Origin of the sequence: Streptomyces sp. H27-C3 (genome assembly GCF_030063415.1) — a bacterium.
Lineage (GTDB): Bacteria > Actinomycetota > Actinomycetes > Streptomycetales > Streptomycetaceae > Streptomyces.
Genome location: NZ_JASITA010000001.1, coordinates 186,537 through 210,810, shown reverse-complemented (window position 1 = coordinate 210,810; position 24,274 = coordinate 186,537). Strand labels below are relative to the sequence as shown.

The following is a 24,274-nucleotide window of genomic DNA, read 5'->3' as shown; positions in this document are numbered from 1 at the left end:
CCTTCTCTGGTGGGGCACAGGAGGCGTCGTGACAACGTGCCGTGGTGGGGCAGGGCTCAGCGGCGGGGCCGCCGGACGGGAGTGGGGCGCGGGCGGGCGTGCCCGGTCTACAGCGCGATGTACTCGCGGATCTTGCCCCGCACCATGGGTCTTGGGGCGCCGATGTTCAGCGGAAAGGCGGGAAATCGTTCGGCCAGGGCGTCGGGGCTGAGCGGCCGACCGAGTGGCAGCGCGACCTTGCCCTGCGGATTCTCCTGCCAGGGGCCTTCCTCGATCTCACGGACCCGGGTCACTTTGCCGTCGGCCACATAGGCGACGGCACGCAGGAGGGGGCGCTTGCCCTTGGCCACGGTAAACCACATCCGGTCGGCGTCCCGCTGGGCCGGACTGTCCTCGCCCTGCCCGGTCTCGCCGTAGAGACGCCCGTCCGTATCGATCTTCTCGGTGTGCGTTCCGCGATAGACCACCATGACCATGCCCGCTGCGCGCTCACGGGCCCGGACGGTCTTGGGGTCCAGACCCAGCAGAGCAGCGGCCTGACTGACCCCGCCGGCTTGCGCCACTATCGCGCGGACCACCGCCGCCTGCTCCTCGCGAAGCTCCTTCTGTCGGGTCTCGATGGTGCGGAGTCGATCAAGGAGATCGCGGATGCCGGTCCTTCGTTGCATGGGCCGGAGGCCCTTACCTTTCATTTGTCCCCTGTTTACCCGCCGATGTCAATGAAGGGGAATGACACGGAGACCTTTATGGATCACTTATCCGCCCCCGGTCCGTCGGCTTCGGCAGCTTCTTCCGGGGGGGTCGAATTCGATGATCTACTGCATGAGGAGGACGGCGTCATCGCCGGAGAACTGCTGCTGGAAGGGTGCGTATCGTGCTGATTGATCTCATGGGAAAGAACGCTCTGGTCACCGGATCGACCAGGGCATTGGAGCGGCCATAGCGACCGGTCTGGCGCGCGCCGGGGCCCGGGTCGCCGCCAACGGACGTACGGAGAAATCCGTCGACGCGGCGCTCGAGCGGCTGGGCGGCGAGTCGCCCGAGGTCGAGTTCCTGGCCGCGCCGGGCGACATCTCCACCTACGACGGCGCCCGGCAGGTCATCGAAGCGCTCCGGTAGGCGGACATCCTCGTCAACAACCTCGGCACCTTCGGTGCCAAGCCCCCCTCGACATGAGCGACGAGGAGCGGCGGCGCTACTTCGACGTGAACGTGCTGACAGCCGTGCGGATGACCCGCGGGTACCTGCCCGGCATGACGACGAGGTCCTGGGGGCGCATTCTGAACATCGCCAGCGACTCCGCGGTCGTCATCCCCGCCGAATCCATTACGGCATGTCCAAGACCGCACTTCTCGCGGTTTTCCGAGGCTTCGCGAAGGAAGCGGCCGGCACCGGGGTCACCGTCAACTCGGTGATCGCCGGACCGACGCACACCGGCGAAGTCGAGGACTTCGTGTACGAGCTGGTGGACAGCGCGCTTCCGTGGGACGAGGCCCAGCGCGAGTTTATGCGGTTGCACCGCCCCCAGTCACTGATCCAGCGCCTGATCGAACCCGAGGAGATCGCCAACATGGTGGTCCACCTCAGCTCGACGCTCGCTTCGGCCACCAGCGGTGGCGCCGTCCGCGTGGACGGCGGATACGTCGACTCGATCCTTCCCTGACCCTCGCGCCCCGCACGACAGGTTTTCTCTCCTGGCATCGGCGCACGGTCGCCCGGGGAGCCCGGTGCGCGACAGCGGAACCGGGGCCGCCCGGCTGGCCGTACACTCCACTTATGGGTCGCACATGTGGAGTAAGGGAGTGCCTGCCGCAGGTCTCCCATGCCCTGTGCCCGATCGCGCCCGGCGCGACGGCCCACGGCCCGGCGAATGAGCCGCAGTGCGGCTGCCGGGCCCTGCACGGCCACGGCTAGCGATCCTCGCCCGCCCCTCAGAGGCCCCCGGCGGTTCCCGCCCCGTTCGTTGACACTCCTTTCCGCACGGTCCGCTCCTCTTCCCGGGGCGCCGTAGTAACGTCCGCAATATCTCTGCCTCCGGGCCGATCCGCTGTGTCCCGGCCCCGTACGCACGACCGCGCACCCCTTGCACGACCTTCTTCGGCGCCCCCGGGCGCCGCCCTTGACGACCGCCGGACGGCCGGCTGTCGTCCGTTCCCTCCGAGAGGACCCCTGTGAAGTTGAGCGAGTTGCTGGCCGGCCACGACCACGAGGTGCTCCAGGGGGATCCGGAGACGATGATCACCGCGGGAACCTGTTTCGACGCCCACCGGGTGTCGCCGGGATCCCTGTTCGTCGCCGTCCCCGGACACCGCGAGGGAGGCCCGGAGGCTGTCGGGCCCGCTCTCGCACGTGGCGCGGCGGCCGTACTCGTCGAAGGCGCTTCGGACCACCCCGCGCCGTCGTGGGCGTCGGACACCGGCGTCTGTGTCGTCCGGGTCCCGAACACCAGGACAGCGGCCGCGGCCGTCGCCTCTCGCTACTACGGCGAGCCCGGACGGCAGTTGGACATGGTGGCCGTCACCGGCACCAACGGGAAGACCTCCGTGTCCTACATGGTCGAGTCGGTCCTGCGGATCGCCGAGTCCGCCGTGGTCGGCGTCATCGGCACGGCCGGCAGCCGGATCGGGGACGATGTGATCCCGATGCCGAGGTCGGTGCTGAGCACCCCCGAATCACCCGACTTCCAGTACCTGTTGGGGCACATGCGCGACCGCAGGGCGAGCACCGTCGTGCTCGAAGCCACCTCGATGGGCCTGCTGAACCACCGCATCGACCACTCGTTCATCGATGTCGGAATCTTCACCAACCTGACCCAGGACCACCTGGACGACCACGGCACCATGGAGAACTACCGGGACGCCAAACTGCGCCTGTTCGAGGGCCTTTGCGAGCGTGCCGTGGTCAACGCCGACGACTCGGTGGGCGCCGGGATCGTCGCGACGATGCCCGGCCGGGTGACCACCTACGGCGTCGACTCACCCGCCGACTACCGCGCGACCGACCTCGACATGGACGGCTTCGGCACGCGCTTCACCCTCCACCACGACGGTCGCAAATACCCGGCGGCGATTCCGGTACCCGGCCGCTTCTCGGTCTCCAACGCGCTGGCCACCGTGGCGGCCTGCCACCTCCTGGGACACGACCTCGTGGGACTCGTCGCCGCGCTCGACCGGATGCCGCCGGTCCCGGGGCGCCTGGAGCGCTACGAGACCCCGGCGGGCACCTCGGTGATCGTGGACTACGCGCACTCCCCGGACTCGCTGGAGAAGGTCCTGACCGCGATCCGCGGCTTCGCCAAGGGCCGGGTCGTCACCGTCTTCGGCTGCGGTGGGGACCGGGACGTAACCAAGCGCGCCCAGATGGGCGAGATCGCCGGTACCCACTCCGACCTGTGCGTGCTCACCTCGGACAACCCCCGGGACGAGGACCCCGAGGCGATCCTGGATCAGATCGTCCCGGGCCTCACGGCGACCGGCACCCGCTTCGAGCGGTTCGCCGACCGCCGTGAGGCGATCGCCTTCGCGCTGTCCGCGGCCGGGCCCGAGGACACCGTGCTGATCGCGGGCAAGGGCAGCGAGCCGTACCAGATCGTCGGGGAGCAGCTGATCCCGTTCAGCGACATGGCGACGGCACGCGAACTCGCCGGGTCATAAAGGCTGTTACTGGTCCTTTCCGGTTTTCAGGTGGACCACGTTGGACTGCTTTCCGTAGGTGATTGCGCGGACCCGGTAGGAAGCATTCTTTTCGTTCGGCAGAGTGATCAGCCCGAAGGAATTGATATCCGGGTCCAGGACGCCGGTCGGCCGGAATGTCCGGCTGCCCGCCGGTTTGGTCTCCAGCAGATAGCCCGCCTCGTCGGAGGCGTGGTCGGTCCAGGTGAACTTGAGGCCGTTAACGTGCTCGACGGTCGCTTTGAGGCCGCTCGGTGCGGAGCCCGCGCTCCGCACGGGATGCGCGGACACGTTCTTGCCCCGGACCGTGCGCGGAGGCGCCCACTCGTGGTCGTCCTGCTGGTCCATCCCCGTCAGTTCCCCTGGGGGCAGCGCGACTTCGACCGGTGGCGAGGCCGGCCCGTAGTAGGGGCGAAGGCGATAGTGGAACGGCGTCAGGGGCATGAGATCGGGGTGCCGGTAAGTCCGGGTGCCCGGAGCCAGGTACTCCAGAATCGTGTACGGGCCTGCCGGATCCGTCGCGAACTCGACGATGCGGCCGGCCTCGCCCCGGGCCTCGCCCGTCCACTTCAGGGTGACGTCGACGGGCGGGGCGAGTTCGGCCGTCAGCATGGTGCTGTTGACCGCGAAGGCCGCCGCCGCGCTCGGCGGCCAGCCTCACGGACAGGATCGGCATCCGGTCTCTTGAAAGCCCACGCAACTGAAAGGCTCCTGAATCCGGAATCCGTCGGCTAAGGGCTGTCCCGTAATCCCTGGTGGATCAGCGCACGGCGTCAGATGCGGTGCATCGCAAGGCGGAGGGACGTTCGCATACTGGACGTATTCGGGCGTTCCGACAACGCGGCGAGGTGCCGTAGCTGTCGTCGTGCGCCTGCCAGGGATTGCGGGACAGCCCTTAGTTGTTCCGGATGAACTGTTTCGCCAGCGCCTCGCCGCGCGCGGTCGCGGCGCTGTTGCTCTCGATGGGGGAGACCTTCGAGTTCTTGAAGAGGATGTACGTGACCCCCGACGCGGTGCCGCCGTTCGTCGGGTGGGGGGCGATGCCCAGGGACCGTGCCGCCGCGTACGACGCCTCACCGATGATGCGGCTGGGGCCGGTGTCGCCGACGACGGCGTACCGCACCCGGCCGCGGTAGACGACGGCGGCGACGGCGCCGCCGCGGATGCCCGACGCCCGGTGATTCCAGATGCCGCTTGCTCCCGGCACGACGACGAACGGCAGCTTCTCCGAGTTCAGCGGTTTGCCGTCGGACTGCTGGAAGGCGGTCGCGCCCTGGAACCAGCGGTCGGTCTTCTTGTTGCACCGCGCGGTGACCTGGCCGTCGCAGTCGATGTCCATGTCGGCCTTGAAGAACACCGCGCCGTTCTTGCCGCACACGGGGACATCGGCCTTGGAACCCTCGTCGGACCGGTATCTGCCCTTCGAGATCTGAGAGCAGCTCCTGACCTTGGCGAGCAGCGCGTCCGCACCGACGGACCCCGCCTCGGCGGGCCGGGTGGACCCCGCCTCGGCGGGCCGGGTGGACCCTGCCTCGGCGGGCCGGGTGACAGGGGGCAGTGCGGTGGCGGGCAGTGCGGCGGTGGCGAGCAATGTGGCGCCGAGGACAGCGAGGAGCTGTGTCCGGTGGTGCACTCAAGGTTCCTTCCGGGCGCGGTTCATGGGGGCGGTGGCGGGGGACGGTTGTCCTGTATACGGGAGGCGAGTCGGTCGAGGAATACGCGCTGGCCGGTGACGAGCCGGTCCTGGGCGCTGCTCGGTGTGCACCAGGCGACCCGGTCGAGCTCCGGGAACTCACGCAGCACCCCCGATCCCCGCGGCCACTCCATGCCGAACGTCCCGAAGACGGCCCGGCCAATGTCGAGATCCGCCTCCATCGCCCAGATGGTGACGGTCTTGCCGCCCGCCTGAAGGGACTCGCCGAGCGGAATCCGCTCCCCGTCGGGCACCGGCAGACCGAGTTCCTCCGTGAACTCCCGACGGGCAGCCGCCTCGGGCTGCTCCCCGGGCCCGTACTCGCCCTTGGGAATTGACCAGGCCCCGGCATCGCGGCCGGCCCAGAACGGACCGCCCATGTGACCGATGAGCACCTCGGTCCCCGCCTCCGACATCCGGAAGAGGAGGAGTCCCGCGCTTCGCTTGCCCGACATGCCGTCAAGTCTGCGCGCGGGGAAAGCACGACGCCATCGCAGAGAGCCGGGCAGTGACGGGCCCCGGCACTACGTTCTGCCGTGCTGACTGGGGCCCGGACCGACCGCCCCGGAAACTGTGCCTCATTGCGCCGACCGGGTTCCGCGACCACAAGAGCGAAGAGGAGGAGGCGAAGGTGGCCGACTTCAACGACCGGATCCAGCTCGTCCACCGAGAGGTGAGGGACCGGCGGACGGAGGCGGGCGAGGTCAGGAGCGTACTGCTACGGCGTACGCACGATGCCCCGGCCACCGAGGTGCGGGACGCCTGCACCGACGCCGGGCGCATTGGGAGCTGGCTGCTGCCGGTCACCGGTGAGCTGAGCGTCGGCGGCACGTACCGGCTGGAGGGCAACGCCGGCGGGACGGTGCTGCGCGGCGAACCGCCCCGGCTGCTGAAGGTGAGCTGGTTGTACGGCGAGGTCGCGGAGAGCGACATCAGCGAGGTCGAGGTGCGGCTGTCCCCGGATCCGGAGAGCGATGACCGGACAGTCTTCGAGCTCGGACCACGTCGCGACCGTCGGCCCCAAGATGTGGGGCGAGTTCGGACCCGGAGCCGTCGGGTTCGGTTGGGACCTCGCACTGCGCGGCCTGTACGCGCATCTGCGCGGCGAGTCCTTCGGCCCCGACTGGCAGTCGACCCCGCAGGCCGGGGAATTCATGACCCTCAGCAGCCGCGCCTGGGGCGTTGCCCACGAGGCGTCGGGCGCCTTGGCACCGGTGGCGACCGCGGCGGCGGAGAACACGGCGAAGGCGTACGTGCCCGAGCGGTGAGGCCGGGCCGGTACCGGCCCCGACACCTCCTGACGCCAGGTCAGGGATTTTCGTGCGCGCAAACGGTGAACACAACTCTCGCACCGCCCGTACCAGGGGGCGGACGCGTCCCCCCGGTTTCCGTCGGCAACCGGGCTCCATGTCCCCTGTAGGAGGCGACGAGTTGAGTCACAGGCGAATACCCAAGCGGAAGGCCATTCTCGCAGGAGCCGGGGCGGTGGGCGTCGCGGCAGCGGCCATCCTGCTGCCCAACGCCAACGCCTCGCAGACCGAGGACGACGCGGCGTCGGACCCGGCGCCCAGGGTGATGAGCGCCGCATCGGTGGCTGGGCTCATCGAGAAGCTGGCCCCGCAGCTCGGCGAGGCCTATGGCGGGGCGTACTACGACGCCGAGAAGCAGCAGGTCATCGTCAACGTCGTGGGCAACGACAACGAGGTGAACGTCGAGGTGAAGAAGGCCGGGGCGGTCGCGCGGAGCGTGCAGAACAGCACCGACCGCCTGACATCCGCCACCCGCACCCTGACCAGCCGGGCCACCATCCCGGGAACGGCCTGGGCCGTCGACCCCAGGACCAATCAGGTCCTGGTCACGGCGGACCGCACGGTTACCGGCGACCGGTGGAACAGACTTGAGTCGGCCGTCGAATCACTGGGCGCCGACACGGCCCGAATCCAGAAGTCCACGGGGGAGTTCAAGCCCTTCCTGGAAGGCGGGGACGCCATTTTCGGCGGCGGCGCACGCTGCTCCCTCGGATTCAATGTCACCACTCAGGACGGTCGGCCCGGCTTCCTGACCGCGGGTCACTGCGGTGTCGCCGCCGACCAGTGGTCGGACGCCCAGGACGGCGCGCCCATCGGTACGGTCCAGGCCGCCACCTTCCCGGGCGACGGCGACTTCGCGCTCGTGACGTACGACGACCCGGCCGTCGAGGCGCCGAGCGCGGTCGATGTGGGCGGGGGACAGACCGTGGAGATCACCCAGGCGGCCGACGCGGCGGTCGGCCAGCAGGTGTCCCGCATGGGCAGCACCACCGGGCTGAACGACGGAGAGGTCACCGGGCTCAACGCGACTGTGAACTACCCCGAAGGCACCGTCACCGGCCTTGTCCAGACCGATGTCTGCGCCGAACCGGGCGACAGCGGTGGCGCGCTCTTCACCCAGGACGGGAGCGCGCTCGGTCTCACCTCGGGTGGCAGTGGGGACTGCACCGCGGGCGGCGAGACGTTCTTCCAGCCCGTGACGACGGCGCTGGCCGCAGTCGGCGCCGAGATCGGTGCGGGTGCGGGCGGCAACGGGGACGCAGGGGAAGCCGGTGACGCGGGCGCCGCTAACGCTGGTGCCGGTGACGCGGGCACCGCTAACGCCGGGGCCGGTGGCGAGGACGCCGGAAACGCCGGGGCGGGTGACGCCGGCGCCGCCAACGCCGGAGCAGAGGATGCCGGGGACGCCGATGACGCGGGTGCGGGCATCGAGGGCGTCGGAATCCCGGGCGTCGGAGAGGTCGGCGCCGGCCGCAACGGCTGACGCGCACCAGCCCCCGGGCATCGGCGGATGCTCGGGGGCTCGATGGTCCCGACAACCCCTCACGAGGACGGCCCCGAACCCGATGCGGTCGGCCGTGTCACCGGCCCGAGGGGCCGGGCAGGACGAAATGGGCTCCGGCCCCGGTGGAGTCGACATGCACAAGGTGACGGCCCACCCGCGCGGACTGGGACTGTACGGGCCCGGACTGCACGGGCTGGGACTGGGGCTGGGACCGTGCGTCCCCCACGCGCCAGGACCCGTCCTGCCCGTCACTGGACGTACTGCCAGCCGTTCTCGTACGGGCCGAAGTCCCGCGCCCGCGGGTGGGGATGCGGAGTCGTCCCTGAAGGAACGTCAGAACCCGCCCTTCGGCGGTCCCGTCCTGTGCGGCGGCCCCGGGAACAGCTTGAGCACATGCTCGTCACCGACCGCGTAGACCGGCTGCGACCCCTCGGGGAAACGGGTCAGCGGTCCCCGCCGAGCCCGAAGCGGGTACTGAGGTCCGCCGCCCCCGGGCCCATCACCATCTTCGGGGACGATCGCGTCCCACTCCTCGTCCGTCTCCACCACAGGCAACATGATCGGGACCGTAGGGGGGTGCGCCACCGGGAGGCAACGCAATGTCGACCGGAGGCGCTGCCGTTCGACGCGCGCGCCCGGCCGAACGCCCCGGGCCGGATCAGCGCGGGCCCTCGTAGGCGTACCCGGCGACCCAGGTCATGTCGAGCTGCGCCGAGGAGCCGGGCTCGGCGGGCGGACCGTACAGTGCGCTCTCGTTCTGCAGGATCCAGGACAGCGGCTCCGACGGGGTGCCGCGGGTACTGGAGCCGACGAGTTCACCGTCGAGGTAGTACCTGACCTCGTCGGGCGTCCACTCCACGGATGTGGTGTGCCAGTCCGTCCACCGGGCGCCGGTGGTGAACACGTCCTGCTGCCCGCCGTCGCAGGGGTGGGTGAACGCGAGGATTTCGTCGGTCCAGTTCTGCTCGGGGAAGTCCATCTCGCAGCCGTTGCCGTACCAGAGGTGCGCCGACTTGTAGCCGGGCGCGGCGTCGACCACCCGGAACCGCTCGCTGAACTTTCCGTACGTCTGCTCCATGAGCTTCTTCGGCACGACGGCCGCGGCATGCACCGGGCCGCCGTCCTCGGGCCGCCACATGCGGATGTTCATCCGGCCGTCGCCATTGTCGGCGGGACCCACACTGAGGGTGTCCTCGGGGTGGTATGCGCCGCCGACCGACCGCACGGAGTTGCCGTCGGCCCCGGACGTCGCGGTGTCCCGCCAGGCCGCCGGGTACGCCCACCAGTCCTCCCGGTACTTGCCTTCGAGGCCCGCGCAGTACGCGTCGCGGGTGTCGGCGTAGTGGTCGCAGTCGCTGAACGAACCGAGCGGCACCGTGTCCCCGTTGAAGTTCTCGGCGAAGATCTGCCGGAAAGGCCCGCAGTCGCCGACCGGCATGCTGTCCCCGGTCGTGCGGCAGGCGTCCTGGGAGGCGACGGAAGCGCCCGATGTGGGGGTGAGCCAGGCGAGGAGGAACGACACCGAGACGAGAGCCAGCGTGGCCGGCAGGAGATGGCGCCGGGGGCGACGGTGCGTCAGGTGCCGCCGGGGGCGACGGTGCTTGTGGGCGGTCATCCGGTGCGTATGGGCGGTCACGGTGGCCGCTCCTCCACTGGGTCGACGGTCCACCGGGGCCGCGGGGCCCCGGTGGCGCGTGCCTGTCCTGGACGGTGCGTCACAACCGTAAGGGGCGCGGCGAGATCACGTACACAGGACGGGAGAAACCAGTGCTCCGAAGTGGCTAGAGGGGGTCCGGAGCTGCCTCCACCAGGGCGTCGACGCTGCCGGACATGATGGTGCGCATGTGCCGCGTGAGGTGTTCCATGGGCCAGTCCCACCAGGCGACGGCCAGTAGGCGGGCTACGTCGGACTCGTCGTAGCGGGTGCGGATCAGCCTGGCCGGATTGCCGCCCACGATGCCGTAGTCGGGCACGTCGTCGACCACCACGGAGCCGGAGGCGATGATCGCGCCGTGCCCGATGTGGACACCGGGCATCACCATGGTGCTGTGGCCGAACCAGACGTCGTTGCCGACGACGGTGTCGCCGCGGCCGGGCAGCCCCGTGATCAGATCGAAGTGCTCGGCCCAGGAGCCTCCCATAATGGGGAACGGGAATGTCGAAGGCCCGTCCATCCGGTGGTTGGCGCCGTTCATGAGGAAGCGCACGCCGGTGCCCAGCGCGCAGAACTTCCCGATGACGAGTCTCTCCGGCCCGTAGTGGTAGAGCACATTGCGGGTCTCGAACGCGGTCGGCTCGTCCGGGTCGTCGAAGTACGAGAACTCCCCGACGTCGATCAGCGGGGACTTCACCAGGGGCTTCAGCAGGACCACCCGCGGCTGGTCCGGCATGGGGTGGAGCGCCGTGGGGTCGGCGGGGCCTGGTGACATGGTGAGACCGCTTCCGTTCGGTCGGGGAGCACACGTGCCGAACATCGTGCCCCACGTACGCCATTCGAGCGGCCCGGCACCCGGGCCGATATGCGGACCTGATCATGTGGTACGAGCACGGCATGAGCACCTTGAGCAGTGAGCCGGTCGTTCACTTGGCCGCCGGAGCGTTCCCCGCAGTCCTGTGGGCCCTGGTCGGCATCGTGGTTGTCGCGCTGCTCCTCGGCGCCTTCTGGTGGGGCAGCAGGCGCACCGCCGAAAGGCCGATGCCCCCGCAGGAGCCGCAGCCCCGGTCCGACTCCTGGCAAACCCCGGACGAGTCGCTCCACGGGGACGACGGGCCCCAGGACCCCGGGAACGAAGGCCGGCGCTAGGCGTGTCCCAGCCCCACTCCCGGCGTACCCGCGTTGTCACCCGGGGGGGGAGTGCGGGTCACGCCCGCGCCGGCCTCCTGGAGGGAGAGGTCGGCGCCCCGCGCGTACGCGTGTTCGTAACTCCGCTCGTCGAGCGCCGCCCGCACCTCGTCCCCGGCACGCCGACGGATCTCCGCCTCGGCCTCCGGCCGGTACTGGTGGAAGCCGAAGCACTCGGGCATCGAAGTGTGGTGGTCGTACGCGCCGCGTCTGCTGCCTCGGCAGCGCGGTCCTGCGTCCGCCACCCGGCAGACCATCGACCAGCCGGAAACGGTCGTCGAGACGGTCCGCGATCTGGCGCGGGGTGAGCGCGCGCAGCCGGGCCGCGGCCAATTCCACGGCCAGGGGCAGCCCGTCCAGCCTGCGGCAGATCTCCGCGCAGGCGGCCGGGGCGTCGTCGGTGTGGAACCCGGGGCTCGCGGCGGCGCCCCGCTCGGCCAGCAGTCGCAGCGCCACCTCCTGCGGCAGCGGCTCCACCGTCCGCACCCGTTCGCCGGTCGCCCCCAGGGGCTCCCGGCTGGCGGTCAGCACACTCACCCCCGGACATCGGGTGAGGACCGCCTGCGTCAACCCGGGTACGGAGTCGGCGACTTGCTCACAGTTGTCGAGCGCGAGCAGCATCCGCCGCGCACCGCAGTGCTCCACCAGCCGCTCCAGCGGATCCTGGGCCCCGGCGTGGCCGGGCCGCGTACCGCCACCGGTTCGCGTGCGCCGAGCGCGCTCAGCACCGACTCAGGCACGGTTGCCCCGTCCCGTACGGACGCGAGCTAGGCCACCCACACCCCGTCGGGCCACGCCCGCGCGGCCGTCGCGGCGGCCTCCAGTGACAGGCGGGTCCTGCCCACGCCGCCGGGCCCGAGGCGGCAGCGCTGCTGGACGAGGCGCTGGAACAACGCCGCGGCATCGTCGGCGGGCGGTGCCTCCTCCTCGCCCCAGACCCGGTCGACGAGCTCCTGGGTCCGCGCCGCCCGCCCGCCGCCCGCGGCCGGCGCGGTCCGCAGCGCCCGCAGACGGGCCCCGCCGACCGGGACCCCGGTGCCGTCCGGACGCAGCACCTGGGCGGGGCCGAGCACGCGGTAGTAGGAGTTCACCTGCCCATTCTCCCCGCCCCGCCTCCCGAGCAGTTCCCGGCGTTCACCCGGACGCGCCGATCCGGCGGGCCCGGCGTCGTAACGGTTCATACACCCGGCCACCGGCTACGGTGCCTACTGTTCGCCGCACGGTCGCCCCCACCCCCTGGTGAGTGGGTAGGAACGCAGAGACGCTGTCCGCCGACAGTGCTTTCGCGACCAACCAGCATTCCTCCAGGAGGACTTGTGGACCTTGGCCGAGTGGGCCGGCCCGTCGTGCTGCTCGCGACGGTGACCGCGCTGACCGTGGGAGCCGTGTCACCCGCCGTCAGCGACTCCACCCCCGATCCCCGACCCCGGAACTCCGCCGAGATCCTCAGACCGGTCGCACCACCACCGGCCCGCTCCGCCCCCGGCAGCCCCAGATCCGTCGCCGACGGCGACGGCATCGGGACCGCGCGCAGCGCCCGCCCGGTGGCCCCGGGCGTCCGCCTCGACTCGTACGACCGGCTCGAATCCGACAAGTGGCTGCGGGTCGACGCGCTTTCCGTCGACCTCGACGACCGCGGCGTACGCACCGACTATCTGCACTCCGGCAAGGTCGCCGACCGCCGCACGGTCTCCGAGCTCGCCGCCGCTCACCGGCCGGGCGCCGGCCGCCGCACTGTCGCCGCCGTCAACGCCGACTTCTTCGACATCAACCAGACCGGCGCCCCGCAGGGCCCCGGCATCAAGGACGGCAAGGTCGTCCACTCCCCGTCCGCGGGCGCCAACCGCGCCGTCGGCATCGGACCGGGGGTCGCCGGGCGCGTCCTGGAGCTGTACTTCGACGGTACGCTCACCGTCCCGGCCGGCACCCACCCGCTGGCCGCCTACAACGCGGCGAATGTTCCGAGCGGGGGAGTGGGGGCGTACACCTCGGGCTGGGGCGAGGCCGATCGGGCGTTGACCGTGGACGACGCGACTCCGGTCGCCGAGGCCGCCGTACGAGACGGCAAGGTCGTCTCGGTGGCGGACCGGCCCGGCGCCGGACCCGTCCCCGAGGGCACCACGGTCCTCGTCGGCCGCGAGGCCGGGGCGGCGGTGCTCCGCGCGCTCAGGCCCGGCGACCCGGTGGCCACGGAATACCGGCCGCGCGCCGACAGCGGACCCGTGCCGCGCACCGCGGTCGGCGGACGCGAACTGCTTGTCGTCGACGGCGTCGCGCAGAACCACGACGGCCAGGGCAACAACACCGCCGCGCCCCGCACCGCCGTCGGCTTCTCCAAGGACGGCCGCGACATGCACGTGATGACCGTCGACGGCCGGCAGGCCGACAGCGGCGGGGTCACCCTCACCGAACTCGGCCTCATGATGAAGCGCACCGGGGCGCACAGCGCACTGAATCTCGACGGCGGCGGCTCCTCGACCCTCGTCGCCCGCGAGCCGGGCAACGACGCACTCCACCTGGAGAACAGCCCCTCCGACGGCAGCGAACGCACCGTACCCAACGGCCTGGCCCTGACCGCCCCCGACGGCACCGGCCGGCTGCGCGGCTTCTGGGTCGAGACCCGCACGCCCGCCGGTTCCGCGCCGACCGTCGACCCCGTGAAGGGCGGCCACCCCGAGCGGGTCTTCCCCGGCCTGTCCCGGCAGATCACCGCGGCGGGGCACGACGAGACCTACGGTCCGGCCGCGGGGACCCCGCACTGGCAGGCCGTACGTACCGAGGTCGGCCGGGTCGACAACCGCGGGCTGTTCACCGCGCGCCGCGGCGGCACCACGGACGTACGCGCGCTGCGTGGTCCCGCCCGCGGCAGCATCCGGCTGACCGTGCTCGACGACCTTGCCCGGATCGAACCGACCACCCGGCGCGTCGGCCTCGCGGACGCGACGGCGAGCGGCACCTTCGGCATCGTGGGGCTCGACGCCCACGGCAACAGCGCGCCCGTCGAGCCGCGCGATGTGACGCTCGACTACGACCGTGCGCTGTTCGACATCCGGGACGACGGCCGGGGCTCCTTCACCGTGACCTCGCGCAGCGGCAGCGGCGCGGGACGTATCAAAGCCAAGGCCGGGGGCGTCACCACCGCGCTGGCCGTCAGCGTCGGCCTCGCCGAACAGGCCGTCTCCGCCTTCGGCGACGCGGCCTCCTGGACCTTCAGCCAGGCCCGCGCGAGCGGCTCGGTCACCGCGACCCCCGAAGGACACACCGGCACCGGGCTGAAACTCGGCTACGACTTCACCCAGTCGACCGCGACGCGCGCCGCCTACGCCAACCCGCCCCGGCCCATCGTGGTCGAGGGGCAGCCGCAATCCTTCACGGTGTGGATCAAGGGCGACGGCAAGGGCGCCTGGCCGACCCTGCACATCAAGGACGCAGCGGGCTCCGACCAGTTGCTGCGCGGACCGTTCATCACCTGGACCGGCTGGCGTCAGGTGACCTTCGCGGTCCCGCCGGGCGCGGCGATGTCGCTCAAGGTGCACCGCTTCTACCTGGCGGAGACCGCCGCCACCCAGCAGTACACCGGCGCGATCGTCATCGACGACCTGACCGCGCAGGTGCCGCCCACCGTCGAACTCCCGAAGCAGCCGACACCTCGGGACCCGCTGATCGACACCGCGGCGCAAACCGGGTCCAGGGACTGGCAGTTCGCGGTGATGTCCGACGCGCAGTTCGTCGCCCGCGACCCGGACAGCGCCATCGTGGCGCAGGCACGCCGTACTCTGCGCGAGATCAAGGCGGCGAAACCCGACTTCCTCGTCATCAACGGAGACCTCGTCGACGAGGGATCCGCCGCGGACCTCGCCTTCGCCCGCCGCATCCTGACCGAGGAGCTGGGGGACGCCCTGCCCTGGTACTACGTGCCGGGCAACCATGAGGTGATGGGCGGCCGGATCGACAACTTCGTCACCGAATTCGGCCCGGCGCAGCGCACGTTCGACCACGAGGGCACCCGCTTCATCACCCTCGACACCTCCAGTCTGAGCCTGCGCGGCGGGGGCTTCGCACAGATCCAGCAGCTGCGCGCCCAACTCGAGTCGGCGGCCAGGGACCGCACCATCAGCTCGGTCATGCTCATCGAGCACGTCCCGCCACGCGACCCGACCGCCCAGAAGGGCAGCCAGCTGGGCGACCGCAAGGAGGCCGCGCTGATCGAACAGTGGCTCACCGGGTTCCGCCGTACGACGGGCAAGGGAGCGGGCCTCATCGGCAGCCACGTCGGGGTCTTCCACGCCGCCCAGGTGGACGGCGTGCCGTACCTGATCAACGGAAACTCCGGCAAGTCACCGGCGGGCCCGGCGGACGAGGGCGGCTTCACCGGCTGGTCACTGGTCGGCGTCGACACGGTCTCGCGCACCGAACAGACCGCGGCGCGGCTGCGGCCCTGGGCGGGCGGCCCCGACTGGGTGTCCGTACAGACCCGAGCGCATGTCGACGCCCTGACGCTCGACGCCCCGGTGGAGCTGGCCCCCGGGCGCAGCGCTCCCGTGGCGGCGACCGTCACGCAGGGCGCCGCCCGTCTGGTCCCGGTCGCCTTCCCGATGAGCGCGGACTGGACCGGCTCGCCGAACCTGCACATCGGCGCCCCGGACGACGCCGGCCGCCGCCACGCGGCGTCCTACGACCCGGCCACCGGCAAGCTCACCGCGCTGCGCCCGGGGACCGTCACGCTCGCGGTGACGGTCAACGGCACGACACAGCGGTCGGAAATCCGGATCGCGGCGGCAGGCACGGCCATGCGGGAGAGAGCGGCATAACGGGAGTGGCCCCGCGTCCTCGGGGGACGCGGGGCCACTTGCGTACCAAAGCGGTGAACGGTCACGCCTTTCAAGGCGGTGAAAGGTCACACCTTGCGGTACTCGTACGCCTCCTTGGCCGCCGCCTCCACCGCGTTCAGATCCGCTCCGGCCGACGCCGTGACCACCGCCGCCACCGCGCCCTCCACGAACGGCGCGTCCACCAGCCTGGTCCCGTCCGGCAGTTCGTCGCCCTCGGCCAGCAGCGCCTTCACCGTGAGCACCGCGCTGCCCAGATCGACGAGCACCGCGACCCCCGCGCCGCCGTCCACCGACCTGGCCGCCTCGGCGATCAGCTCCGAGCTGGTGCCGAGACCACCGTCCGGCGTACCACCCGCGGCAGCCACCGGCGCGAGCGTCCCGCCGCCCGCCAGCCCCTTCGCCAACTCGGCGACCGAGGTCGCGACCGACGCGCTGTGCGAGACGAGCACGATCCCGACCAGCTTGTCCCCGCTCACGCGGCGTCCCCGGCCACATCGGCAAGGGTGTCGATCAGCAGGGCCGCCGACGTCGCCCCGGGGTCCTGATGCCCGATGCTCCGCTCACCGAGATAGCTCGCCCGACCCTTGCGCGCCTGGAGCGGTACGGTCGCGAGCGCACCCTCGTCCGCCGCGGCGCGCGCGGCCTCGAAGGACTCACCGAGCGCGTCGGCGGCCGGGACCAGCGCGTCGAGCATCGTCTTGTCCCCGGGCTTGGCCCCGCCCAGCTGCGCCACGGCGTCCACGCCCGCGCGCAGCGCCTGCGCCAGCTCCTGCGGCGTGACCTGCTCCGCTTCGCCGAGCGCCTTGCCCGTGCGCCGCAGCAGCGTGCCGTACAACGGCCCGGAGGCCCCGCCCACGGTCGAGATCAACTGCCGCCCCGACAGGGCGAGTACGGCGCCGGGCGTGAGCGGCGGCTCCTTCTCCAGCGCGGCGGCCACGGCACGGAAGCCCCGCTGGAGATTGCTGCCGTGGTCGGCGTCACCGATGGCCGAGTCGAGATCGGTGAGGCGCGCGGCCTCACGTTCCACGGCGGCCGCCATGGCTGTCATCCAAACGCGGAAGAATTGGGCGTCGAGCACAGAGTCTCCTTGGTACGGTCCGTACGGCTCAGCGGCCCCAGCGGAGCGCGGCGGTCTCGACCGGCGCGTCCCACAGGCGCAGCAGTTCCTCGTCGATCTGGCACAGCGTCACCGAGCAGCCCGCCATGTCGAGCGAGGTGACGTAGTTTCCGACGAGCGTACGGGCCACGGAGACACCCCGCTCGGACAGCACGCGCTGCACCTCCGCATTGAAGCCGTACAGCTCCAGCAGCGGCGTGGCGCCCATTCCGTTGACGAGCGCGATCACGGGCCCGGTGGGCCGCAGGTCCTCCAGGACGGCGTCGACCGCGAAGTCGGCGATCTCACGCGACGTCATCATCGCCCGCCGCTCGCGCCCCGGCTCCCCGTGGATACCGATGCCCAACTCCAATTCGCCCGGCGGCAGATCGAAGGTCGGCGAGCCTTTCGCGGGCGTGGTGACGGCGCTGAGGGCCACCCCGAAACTGCGCGACGATTCGTTCACCTGCCGCGCGACGGACTCCACCCGCACCAGCGAGGCACCCTCCTCGGCCGCGGCGCCCGCCAGCTTCTCGACGAAGAGCGTCGCACCCGTGCCGCGCCGGCCCGCTGTGAACAGGCTGTCGGTCACCGCCACGTCGTCATTGACGAGCACCCTGGCGACCTGGATGCCCTCGTCCTCGGCGAGCTCGGCGGCCATCTCGAAGTTGAGTACGTCGCCCGTGTAGTTCTTCACGACGAACAGCACCCCCTTGCCACTGTCGACCGCGGCGGCGGCCCGGACCATCTGGTCGGGCACGGGCGAGGTGAACACCTCACCGGGACAGGCGGCGGACAGCATGCCGGGCCCGACGAACCCGCCGTGCAGCGGCTCGTGCCCACTGCCACCGCCGGAGACGAGGCCGACGTTTCCGTTGACGGGCGCGTCCCGCCGTACGATCACCCGTTTCGCCACGTCGACCTTGAGCGCGGGGTGGGCGGCGGCCATGCCGCGCAGAGCGTCGTCGACGACGCTCTCCGGCACGTTGATGAGCATCCTCATGGGTACCTCCTGGTGAGACGGACTGCGAGCATCAGACTGATGATGGCCGACGCGTTGCCCTCGGCGCGCGTAGCAGTCTGCGGGCCGCGACGCGTGTCGCTCAATAGGCGCGTGTCGCTCAATGAGGCCGGCGTCATGGGGGCGTCTCAGTACGACCGTCCGTCGAATCTCTCCGCGACCGCCTCCTCCAGGGTGAGACCGCTCGCGTCCTCGTCCGGTTCGAGGAACGCGTGGATCACCGCGAGCGCGACCGTTCCCATCAGGGAACGGCGGTTGTCGTGGTCGACCACACCGGCTCCGGGGTCGCCGATGGCCCGCAGGATCGTCCCGTCGGTGGCCACCGACAGCGCGTTCGCCAGGTCGTCGAGGCTGAGGCCCGGACGCAGCCGCAGGCCGCGCTCACGCATGACAGCGGCGTACAGCTCCTTCCACGACCCGAGGTAGTCCTCGTACATCGCGGAGATCGCCGTGGTCACCTCCTCGTCCCCGTCGGCCGTCGTCATCAGGGCGAGACCGAGCCGGACGGACGGCATGTCGACGCCCTCGGTGGTGTGCTGGAAGGCGGTCTCGTGCACCGCGCCCACGAAGTCCTGCCCGCTCACCAGCTTCTTCGTGTTGACGGCCCGCTGCTCCCGATGGCCGGGTCGGTAGTTGTCCCGCCACACGGCGAAGTGGATCAGGTCGGCGACGAAGTCCGACTGCGCGCTCCAGCGGTCCCGCAGCGACGCCACGCTGCCGTGCCGGGTGAACGGGCGGGGATTGCCGGTGACCTCCGCGGCGACGGCGCGCTGCGAGAGGAAACTGAGGAACGGGCGCTCGCCGTGGGCGCGCTGCGGGGTGCCCGGCCCCAGGTGGCGTCCGAGCAGCCGCATCCCGGCAGCGAGGTACGACGCCGTCACCGGATCGTTCGAGAGCCGGGTGCGGAAGGTGCGCGTACGGCGGTTGAGATGGCGCAGCACCTCGGAGAGGTCCTGGTCGTAGGGGAAGGGCAGCTCCCGCTTCCAGGACTTGCCCTTGGGGGTCCGCGGTTTGTTCACGTTGGCCATGCCCGCATACTTCCCCGGCGCCCGCCCGGCCGACAGGGGCGCAGCTGCGTGGAAGTCGTACCGGGCGGGCGGGTACCGCGCGACTGCGGGGCAGCGGAACCGCACGGGGCCACGCTAAACCGGGGGCCTCCCGACTTCCGAAGGTGCGTGACCGATGATGCTCACCCTCACCATGGGCGCTGCCGCGTGGCTGCTCGCCTCCGTCGCCGTCAGTAGAGCTCTGGTCCGGCTGATCCTTGGAGTGCTCACCGCCCATGCGGCCCGCAAGGCGCTCGGCCCGTCGGCCGGGTCGCAGTCCGCCGACCGACTGCGCGCGCACCGGCTCGCGGTGTTGCGCGCGCTGCTCAACGGGTTGAAATCAAAGGGGTGACCGGCGTCCTCCGGACCGTGCCCGTCGAGCAGGGGGCGGCCGGGCCCGCGGCTCCGCCGGGGGTGTTTCTCCGCCGGGGGACGGCCGGCGTCTGCCAAGGTGGCCGGATGCTCGCCGAACTTGGTGCTACCGGCCGAAGTCTCCCGCATCCCCTCCTGCCCCGTCGGGCCATGCTGCGCGCCGGTGCGGCGGCGCTGGGGGCATCGGCCGCAACGGCATCCGCCGGCCGGGCGCAGGGCGCCGCGCGGCCGTGGCCGGGGCGGCTGATCCTGGCATGCGACCAGGCATCCCGGTCCGTACTCCTCCTGGACGAGGCAGCCACGAACCGCAGTGCCCGTGGCTGGGCGCGCCCAGCCGACCTGTCACCCCTGTGGGCGTGGAGCGCCGAGACCGACCCGCAGGTGGCCGACCTGGACCCGCAGCGGTTCTGGCGCAACGTCAGCGAGGCCAAAACCGTCTCCGCGGGAGGCGCTTCGCTGATTCTCACCTGCGCGTCGGAGGGACTCGCGGCCGTCCTGCGGGTGGAAACGGGCCGGGTGGCCTGGGCCGTCTCACTGCCCCTGGCCAATCTGCACAGCATGGAACTGCTGCCCGACGGAAACATCGCCCTGGCCGCGAGCACAGCCGGATTCGTGCGCGTGTACGCCGCCTCCCAGGGCCCGCGCGCCGACACGCACAGTGAGGTCCCGCTTCCCGGCGCCCACGGACTGCACTGGGACGCCAACGGTGGGCTGCTGTGGGCGCTGGGCACCCGGGTGCTGATGGCACTCGCCGTGGAGGGTTCGGCGCGCCACCCCCGGCTCACGCCGGTGAGGACGCTCCCACTGCCGGAGCCCGGGGGCCACGACCTCTCCCCGGTGCCCGGCGCGCCGGGGAGGATGTGGCTGTCGACCCGCACCCGGGTGCACCAGTTCTCCGTACGCCGCTCCGAGTTCACCCCGGGCTCATGGTGGTTGCGTCTCGACCGGCTGTCGATCAAGAGCGTCAGCCAGAACCGGCTGACCGGGAGAATCCTCACCGTAAGCCCCGACCCTGCGTCGCCCTGTACTTGGTGCACCTCGCGCATCCAGTTCCACAGCCCGCACGCCACGGCGGAATTCGCCGGGTCGAGCCTCTACAAGGCCCGCTGGTGGGACCTGGCGGACGTGCCGGCTCCCGCTCCGGCCGGTGCCCCGTAGCCGTTCAGGCTGGTGTTGCCCCATTGGTCGCAGGTGTTCCAGACGGCGGCCTGGGCGGGGGCCTACGCGAGGCCGATCAGGCCCACCAGGGCGAGAGCGGGTGCGGCGAGGGTGCATGCGAGAGTACGGCGTGCCATGGGTGTTCCCTCCCTGGTGATTCGCAGTGGGGTGCGTGGGGATTCCTGGGGGGCGAGCCGGTCACGACCGGAGCACTCGCACTCCGTACCGCTGCAGTTCCACCCGGCGACACAGTGCCGGGCTTCTTCGGGTCGACTGCCACGCCGCCGTAGGCGAAGGCGCCACTGGCCGGTTCGGGGGTGATGGCGGTCCACCGGCCGGTGGGTGTCGAGCTTGTGGACGGAACCGTCGGTCTGGCTGTTGGGTCCGGCGGTGTTGGCGTACGTGACGTACAGCGCCCGGGTGCTGGTGTCGTACGCGGCGCGGTTCGCACCCTGGCGCTCTCGCCGGCCGGCTGTGTGCAGAACGAAGCCGCCACCGACCCGCTGCTGGCGCTGCTGCGCCAACGGCGCCTGGCGGTGCCCGAGGACGTTTCGGTGGTCGCCATCTGTCCCGACCAGGTCGCTGCCAACGCCTCGGTGCCGCTCACCTCGGTCGCGGTCCCGGCCCAGGAAATGGGGCGCCACGCGGTCGAGCAGGTGGTCGCCAGGATCGAGAGGCGCGGCATGGGCGAAGTTGTGGTGCTGGCACCGGAGTTGACCCTTCGGGAGAGCACCGGGCGGAGCGCTGTGACAGCCTCGACGCCGCTGGGCGCCTGAACCGGCTCAGCCAGGACGCACCGGGCCGATCGGCTACGTGGTCGGCCGGCCCGGCGGCACGGACACCGACGCGGCGCCCGTGCCGCCGGACACCGACTGTCGACAGACCTGCTGTCGGCATCAGCGGGCGGAGAAACTGTGCACGGTGGCCGAGCGGTAGGTGTCACCGGGGCGCAGCACCGTGGAGGGGAAGGGCGGTTGGTTCGGTGAGTCCGGGAAGTGCTGGGTCTCCAGACACATACCGTCGCCCTGTCGGTAGGCCCGCCCCGACGAGCCGGTGAGGGTCCCGTCCAGGAAGTTGCCCGAGCAGAGATACACGCCGGGCTCGGTGGTGGCGATCCTCATGGTCCGTCCCGAGCCCGCGTCGCGCAGCTGCGCGAACGGTTCGGGACGGTCCGTGACGCCCTTGTCCAGAGCCCAGTTGTAGTCGTACCCCTTGGCCGTCACCAACTGCTTGTGCGCCGCGCGGATGTCGTCTCCGATGCTCCTTGAGCGCCGGAAGTGCAGGGCGTGCCACCACCTTGGCGGGTTCCCCGGTACGCCTTTCAGCGCACGGTTACGAAGACGATCGGTGAGACCGCGCTGCCACCGACCATCCGCAGTGAGTTGCGGCCCTTGAGGCCGAGCTTGACCCGCAGGTTGTAGGCGGCCTTGTTGTTGGTACGCATCGACACGGGCAGCGCCACCCAACGCTTGCCCTGCTTCTGCTGCAGAGTTACCCGGGTTCCCGTCTTCAGGTGCTTGCTCGCGCCGTAGATACGGAACTGCTGCCAGGCCCGCACGTGGTTCGCGGTGACCTTCGCCGTCAGTGTGGGCCGCACGGCCGTGGTCGTGGCCAACTGCGGGGTGGCGGTGGCGCCCGCGACCGGGCCCACCAGCAGGGCGGCGGCGGTCAGGCCGACGACCGACACGTACTTGAAGCGGTTGATGGACACTTCCTCAACTCCAGCTCTGGGTTTTCTCGCCTCGATGAGACTGCCAGCCTAGGCAAATAGTAATGAAATATCATGTATCGACTCACCGGCGGCGCGGACCGGCGATTACGCTGGGCCCGGTGTTCACCTCCCAGGGACCCACCTTCCGCGAACTGACCGTCCAGGCCCTCTCCTCCATCGAGCGCGGCTACGACCTGCTGGCCCCGAAGTTCGACCACACCCCCTTCCGAACCCCGGACCGCTTCCTGGGCGAGGTCGCGCGCACCCTCGGCCCGCTCGGGCCCTTCGACGCGGGCCTCGACGTCTGCTGCGGGACCGGCGCCGGCGTCCGGGCGCTGACCCCGCTGTGCCGGGAGCGAGTCACCGGGGTCGACTTCAGTGCCGGGATGCTGGCCACCGCACGCGAGACGCCGGGCGACGAGGGATCGGACCGGCCCGCGGTGGAGTGGGTGCGGGCCGACGCCCGCGCCCTGCCGTTCTCCGGGGCCTTCGACCTCGCGGTGAGTTTCGGGGCATTCGGGCACTTCCTGCCCGCCGAGCGTCCGGGGCTGTTCGCCGAGGTGCACCGGGCGCTGCGGCCCGGCGGCATGTTCGCCTTCCCCATCGGCGCGCCCCCGCCCCTGGACACCCCGCTGTACTGGACGCTGCTCGGCTTCGACGCCGTGATGCGGGTGCGCAACCTGCTGTGGCGGCCGAAGTTCGTCATGTACTACCGGACCTTCCCGCTTCGGGGCGTACGGGAGGACCTCCTCCGGGCCGGTTTCACGGTGGAGCTGCTGCCCCTGGAGGAATTCGGCCGTCGCCCCGACGGCAGCCCCAACTGCCGACTGGTGGTGGCCCGGCGGAGCTGACCGCCGCCCCGCCGTCACCTTTCCGCCGCCACATTCCCGCCCTACGGCCGCAATGCCCGCGCAACACCCGGCGCGCGTTCGGCTGTTCACGATGCGGGCAGACTGACCATGATGCGGGCAAGCGTTTGACCGGGTTCCGGCGCTCCAGCTACGTTGCGCGCCATGCGGCGATCCGCACACCTGACGGCTCGAGGTCATGCCGACCTCAAGCGTGTGTGCTTCGCCGCGTGTTGCCGGGCCTGAGAATTCGGCGCCCGAGCGCGCACGCCACCCGGGTGTTCCCCCGGCCGGCGACCGCCTCCTGACCGATGCGCAGCGACCCCCGTCCGGCGTTCCCGGCTGACGTGGGCCCGCGCCGGCGCCGATTCTGCCGTGACGCACCGCCGAGGAGCACATATCACAGCCCGCCGACACCCGAGGATCTGGAAGACGCCTGTGAAGAGTCTTCCTGCGCCCGTCCGCCACGCCGATCCCGCCCGCCGCATCCGCCCCGCACGCAGCTCGGACATACCGGCCACCGCGCCGGCGGCCCTCCGCACCTCGGCCACCGGGGTCGTACTCGGCGCGATCCTCGATCACGGCCCGGTCGCCCGCAGGCGCTGGAACAGGACGCCGAGCTGGAGCGTCTCTTCGTCCCGGAGTACGCCAGACGGCAGCTGGCCAAGCAGCTGAAGATCGAGCCCGAGGCTCTGCGTCTCGACGAGGAACTGCCTCTGGACATTCCCATCGGGGACGAGATCCAGGGGGCGAAGAGCCGCTACACCCTGATCGTCGAGCTGGCCAGACGCGAGCGGCTGACCGTACGACAGCTCATCGGCAGGCTCGGCGGTGGGCGCGGCCACCGGACCTTCGCCGGTACGGCGGAGCAGGTGGCCGACACGATCGAGTTCTGGTACGACAGCGGGGCCGCGGATGGCTTCAACATCATGCCCGCCGTGCTCCCCTCGGGCCTGGACGTCTTCGTGGACCGGGTCGTTCCGATCCTCCAGGGGCGCGGCCTGTTCCGAACCGAGTACACCGGGGCCACCCTGCGCGAGCACTACGCTCTGCCGCGCCCCGCGAACCGTCTGTTCGACACGCCGGGTGCCCGGTGACGGACCGTAGTCGTTCGACGTGCAGGGACGGCTGAGCCCTGGTTCGCTGGTGGGGCCCACTCTCCCCAGCGTC

At 71.2% G+C, this 24,274-nt stretch carries 22 protein-coding genes and 4 pseudogenes; 11 read left to right on the top strand and 15 right to left on the bottom strand.

Annotated elements, in window-relative coordinates; genetic code table 11:
- Window positions 1–107: 107 nt before the first annotated feature.
- Window positions 108–668 (bottom strand): hypothetical protein, encoded by a 561-nt coding sequence (locus QMK30_RS00730; protein ID WP_283515113.1) that lies wholly within the window; start codon window positions 666–668, stop codon window positions 108–110.
- Window positions 669–874: 206 nt separating this feature from the next.
- On the opposite strand from QMK30_RS00730, the pseudogene QMK30_RS00725 reads away from it, so the two are divergent.
- Window positions 875–1,663, top strand: a pseudogene (locus tag QMK30_RS00725) (SDR family NAD(P)-dependent oxidoreductase).
- A gap of 508 nt (window positions 1,664–2,171) precedes the next feature.
- Window positions 2,172–3,653, top strand: a complete 1,482-nt coding sequence (locus QMK30_RS00720; RefSeq protein ID WP_283515112.1) for a UDP-N-acetylmuramoyl-L-alanyl-D-glutamate--2,6-diaminopimelate ligase — start codon at window positions 2,172–2,174, stop codon at window positions 3,651–3,653.
- Between the two features lie 6 nt (window positions 3,654–3,659).
- On the opposite strand, the gene QMK30_RS00715 is transcribed toward QMK30_RS00720, so the two are convergent.
- From QMK30_RS00715 to QMK30_RS00705, 3 genes are all read right to left on the bottom strand, one after another.
- Complete coding sequence (locus tag QMK30_RS00715) at window positions 3,660–4,283, bottom strand: fibronectin type III domain-containing protein (RefSeq protein WP_283515111.1); 624 nt, start codon at window positions 4,281–4,283, stop codon at window positions 3,660–3,662.
- Window positions 4,284–4,566: 283 nt separating this feature from the next.
- Window positions 4,567–5,304: a glycoside hydrolase family 75 protein gene (locus QMK30_RS00710; RefSeq protein ID WP_283515110.1), complete on the bottom strand. Its 738-nt coding sequence runs from the start codon at window positions 5,302–5,304 to the stop codon at window positions 4,567–4,569.
- A gap of 23 nt (window positions 5,305–5,327) precedes the next feature.
- Window positions 5,328–5,819, bottom strand: coding sequence for an NUDIX hydrolase (locus QMK30_RS00705; protein ID WP_283515109.1), 492 nt, complete (start codon window positions 5,817–5,819; stop codon window positions 5,328–5,330).
- Between the two features lie 519 nt (window positions 5,820–6,338).
- Between QMK30_RS00705 and QMK30_RS00700 the strand changes: the two genes are divergently transcribed.
- Window positions 6,339–6,632, top strand: coding sequence for an SRPBCC family protein (locus QMK30_RS00700; protein WP_283515108.1), 294 nt, complete (start codon window positions 6,339–6,341; stop codon window positions 6,630–6,632).
- A 163-nt stretch (window positions 6,633–6,795) separates the two neighbouring features.
- Window positions 6,796–8,157, top strand: a complete 1,362-nt coding sequence (locus tag QMK30_RS00695) for a S1 family peptidase (protein ID WP_283515107.1) — start codon at window positions 6,796–6,798, stop codon at window positions 8,155–8,157.
- Between the two features lie 354 nt (window positions 8,158–8,511).
- On the opposite strand, the gene QMK30_RS00690 is transcribed toward QMK30_RS00695, so the two are convergent.
- The 3 genes from QMK30_RS00690 to QMK30_RS00680 all read right to left on the bottom strand — a co-directional run bounded on the left by QMK30_RS00690 (window position 8,512) and on the right by QMK30_RS00680 (window position 10,607).
- Window positions 8,512–8,736 carry a hypothetical protein gene (locus QMK30_RS00690; protein WP_283515106.1) on the bottom strand — a complete coding sequence of 75 codons (225 nt, stop codon included), beginning with the start codon at window positions 8,734–8,736 and terminating at the stop codon, window positions 8,512–8,514.
- A 100-nt stretch (window positions 8,737–8,836) separates the two neighbouring features.
- The gene (locus QMK30_RS00685) at window positions 8,837–9,814 is read right to left on the bottom strand and encodes a glycoside hydrolase family 16 protein (protein WP_283515105.1); all 978 of its coding nucleotides are present in this window, start codon (window positions 9,812–9,814) and stop codon (window positions 8,837–8,839) included.
- A gap of 145 nt (window positions 9,815–9,959) precedes the next feature.
- Window positions 9,960–10,607 carry a CatB-related O-acetyltransferase gene (locus QMK30_RS00680; RefSeq protein WP_283515104.1) on the bottom strand — a complete coding sequence of 216 codons (648 nt, stop codon included), beginning with the start codon at window positions 10,605–10,607 and terminating at the stop codon, window positions 9,960–9,962.
- A 122-nt stretch (window positions 10,608–10,729) separates the two neighbouring features.
- Between QMK30_RS00680 and QMK30_RS00675 the strand changes: the two genes are divergently transcribed.
- On the top strand, window positions 10,730–10,981 hold the full coding sequence (locus tag QMK30_RS00675) for a DUF6479 family protein (protein WP_283515103.1): 252 nt from the start codon (window positions 10,730–10,732) through the stop codon (window positions 10,979–10,981).
- On the opposite strand, the gene QMK30_RS00670 is transcribed toward QMK30_RS00675, so the two are convergent.
- Window positions 10,978–11,265, bottom strand: coding sequence for a hypothetical protein (locus QMK30_RS00670; RefSeq protein ID WP_283515234.1), 288 nt, complete (start codon window positions 11,263–11,265; stop codon window positions 10,978–10,980). The genes QMK30_RS00675 and QMK30_RS00670 overlap by 4 nt on opposite strands.
- Window positions 11,222–12,144: pseudogene (locus QMK30_RS00665) on the bottom strand (ATP-binding protein); the annotation flags it as partial. The gene QMK30_RS00670 and the pseudogene QMK30_RS00665, both read right to left, overlap by 44 nt.
- 192 nt (window positions 12,145–12,336) lie before the next feature.
- Here QMK30_RS00665 and QMK30_RS00660 point away from each other — a divergent pair.
- A complete protein-coding gene (locus QMK30_RS00660; protein WP_283515102.1) occupies window positions 12,337–15,831 on the top strand; it encodes a phosphodiester glycosidase family protein in 3,495 nt (1,164 codons plus the stop codon).
- Between the two features lie 86 nt (window positions 15,832–15,917).
- Here QMK30_RS00660 and QMK30_RS00655 read toward each other — a convergent pair whose 3' ends face one another.
- The 4 genes from QMK30_RS00655 to QMK30_RS00640 all read right to left on the bottom strand — a co-directional run bounded on the left by QMK30_RS00655 (window position 15,918) and on the right by QMK30_RS00640 (window position 18,997).
- Window positions 15,918–16,328, bottom strand: a complete 411-nt coding sequence (locus QMK30_RS00655; RefSeq protein WP_283515101.1) for a PTS-dependent dihydroxyacetone kinase phosphotransferase subunit DhaM — start codon at window positions 16,326–16,328, stop codon at window positions 15,918–15,920.
- Window positions 16,325–16,930 carry a dihydroxyacetone kinase subunit DhaL gene (gene dhaL / locus QMK30_RS00650; protein WP_283515100.1) on the bottom strand — a complete coding sequence of 202 codons (606 nt, stop codon included), beginning with the start codon at window positions 16,928–16,930 and terminating at the stop codon, window positions 16,325–16,327. Before dhaL ends, QMK30_RS00655 begins: the two co-directional genes overlap by 4 nt.
- Window positions 16,931–16,958: 28 nt before the next feature.
- On the bottom strand, window positions 16,959–17,951 hold the full coding sequence (gene dhaK, locus QMK30_RS00645) for a dihydroxyacetone kinase subunit DhaK (RefSeq protein WP_283515099.1): 993 nt from the start codon (window positions 17,949–17,951) through the stop codon (window positions 16,959–16,961).
- Between the two features lie 146 nt (window positions 17,952–18,097).
- Window positions 18,098–18,997, bottom strand: a complete 900-nt coding sequence (locus tag QMK30_RS00640; protein ID WP_283515098.1) for a hypothetical protein — start codon at window positions 18,995–18,997, stop codon at window positions 18,098–18,100.
- Window positions 18,998–19,151: 154 nt separating this feature from the next.
- On the opposite strand from QMK30_RS00640, the gene QMK30_RS00635 reads away from it, so the two are divergent.
- From QMK30_RS00635 to QMK30_RS00625, 3 genes are all read left to right on the top strand, one after another.
- Window positions 19,152–19,367, top strand: a complete 216-nt coding sequence (locus QMK30_RS00635) for a hypothetical protein (RefSeq protein WP_283515097.1) — start codon at window positions 19,152–19,154, stop codon at window positions 19,365–19,367.
- A 107-nt stretch (window positions 19,368–19,474) separates the two neighbouring features.
- A complete protein-coding gene (locus QMK30_RS00630) occupies window positions 19,475–20,545 on the top strand; it encodes a DUF6528 family protein (RefSeq protein ID WP_349362025.1) in 1,071 nt (356 codons plus the stop codon).
- 353 nt (window positions 20,546–20,898) lie between these two features.
- The gene (locus tag QMK30_RS00625; protein ID WP_502963028.1) at window positions 20,899–21,321 is read left to right on the top strand and encodes a substrate-binding domain-containing protein; all 423 of its coding nucleotides are present in this window, start codon (window positions 20,899–20,901) and stop codon (window positions 21,319–21,321) included.
- Between the two features lie 120 nt (window positions 21,322–21,441).
- Here QMK30_RS00625 and QMK30_RS00620 read toward each other — a convergent pair.
- Both QMK30_RS00620 and QMK30_RS00615 read right to left on the bottom strand, forming a co-directional pair.
- Window positions 21,442–21,859 (bottom strand): annotated as a pseudogene (locus QMK30_RS00620) (aldose epimerase family protein); the annotation flags it as partial.
- A 7-nt stretch (window positions 21,860–21,866) separates the two neighbouring features.
- Window positions 21,867–22,256 (bottom strand): hypothetical protein, encoded by a 390-nt coding sequence (locus QMK30_RS00615; protein WP_283515095.1) that lies wholly within the window; start codon window positions 22,254–22,256, stop codon window positions 21,867–21,869.
- Between the two features lie 119 nt (window positions 22,257–22,375).
- Between QMK30_RS00615 and QMK30_RS00610 the strand changes: the two genes are divergently transcribed.
- A complete protein-coding gene (locus QMK30_RS00610; RefSeq protein WP_283515094.1) occupies window positions 22,376–23,107 on the top strand; it encodes a class I SAM-dependent methyltransferase in 732 nt (243 codons plus the stop codon).
- Between the two features lie 593 nt (window positions 23,108–23,700).
- A pseudogene (locus QMK30_RS00605) lies at window positions 23,701–24,201 on the top strand (LLM class flavin-dependent oxidoreductase); the annotation flags it as partial.
- Window positions 24,202–24,274 lie beyond the last annotated feature (73 nt).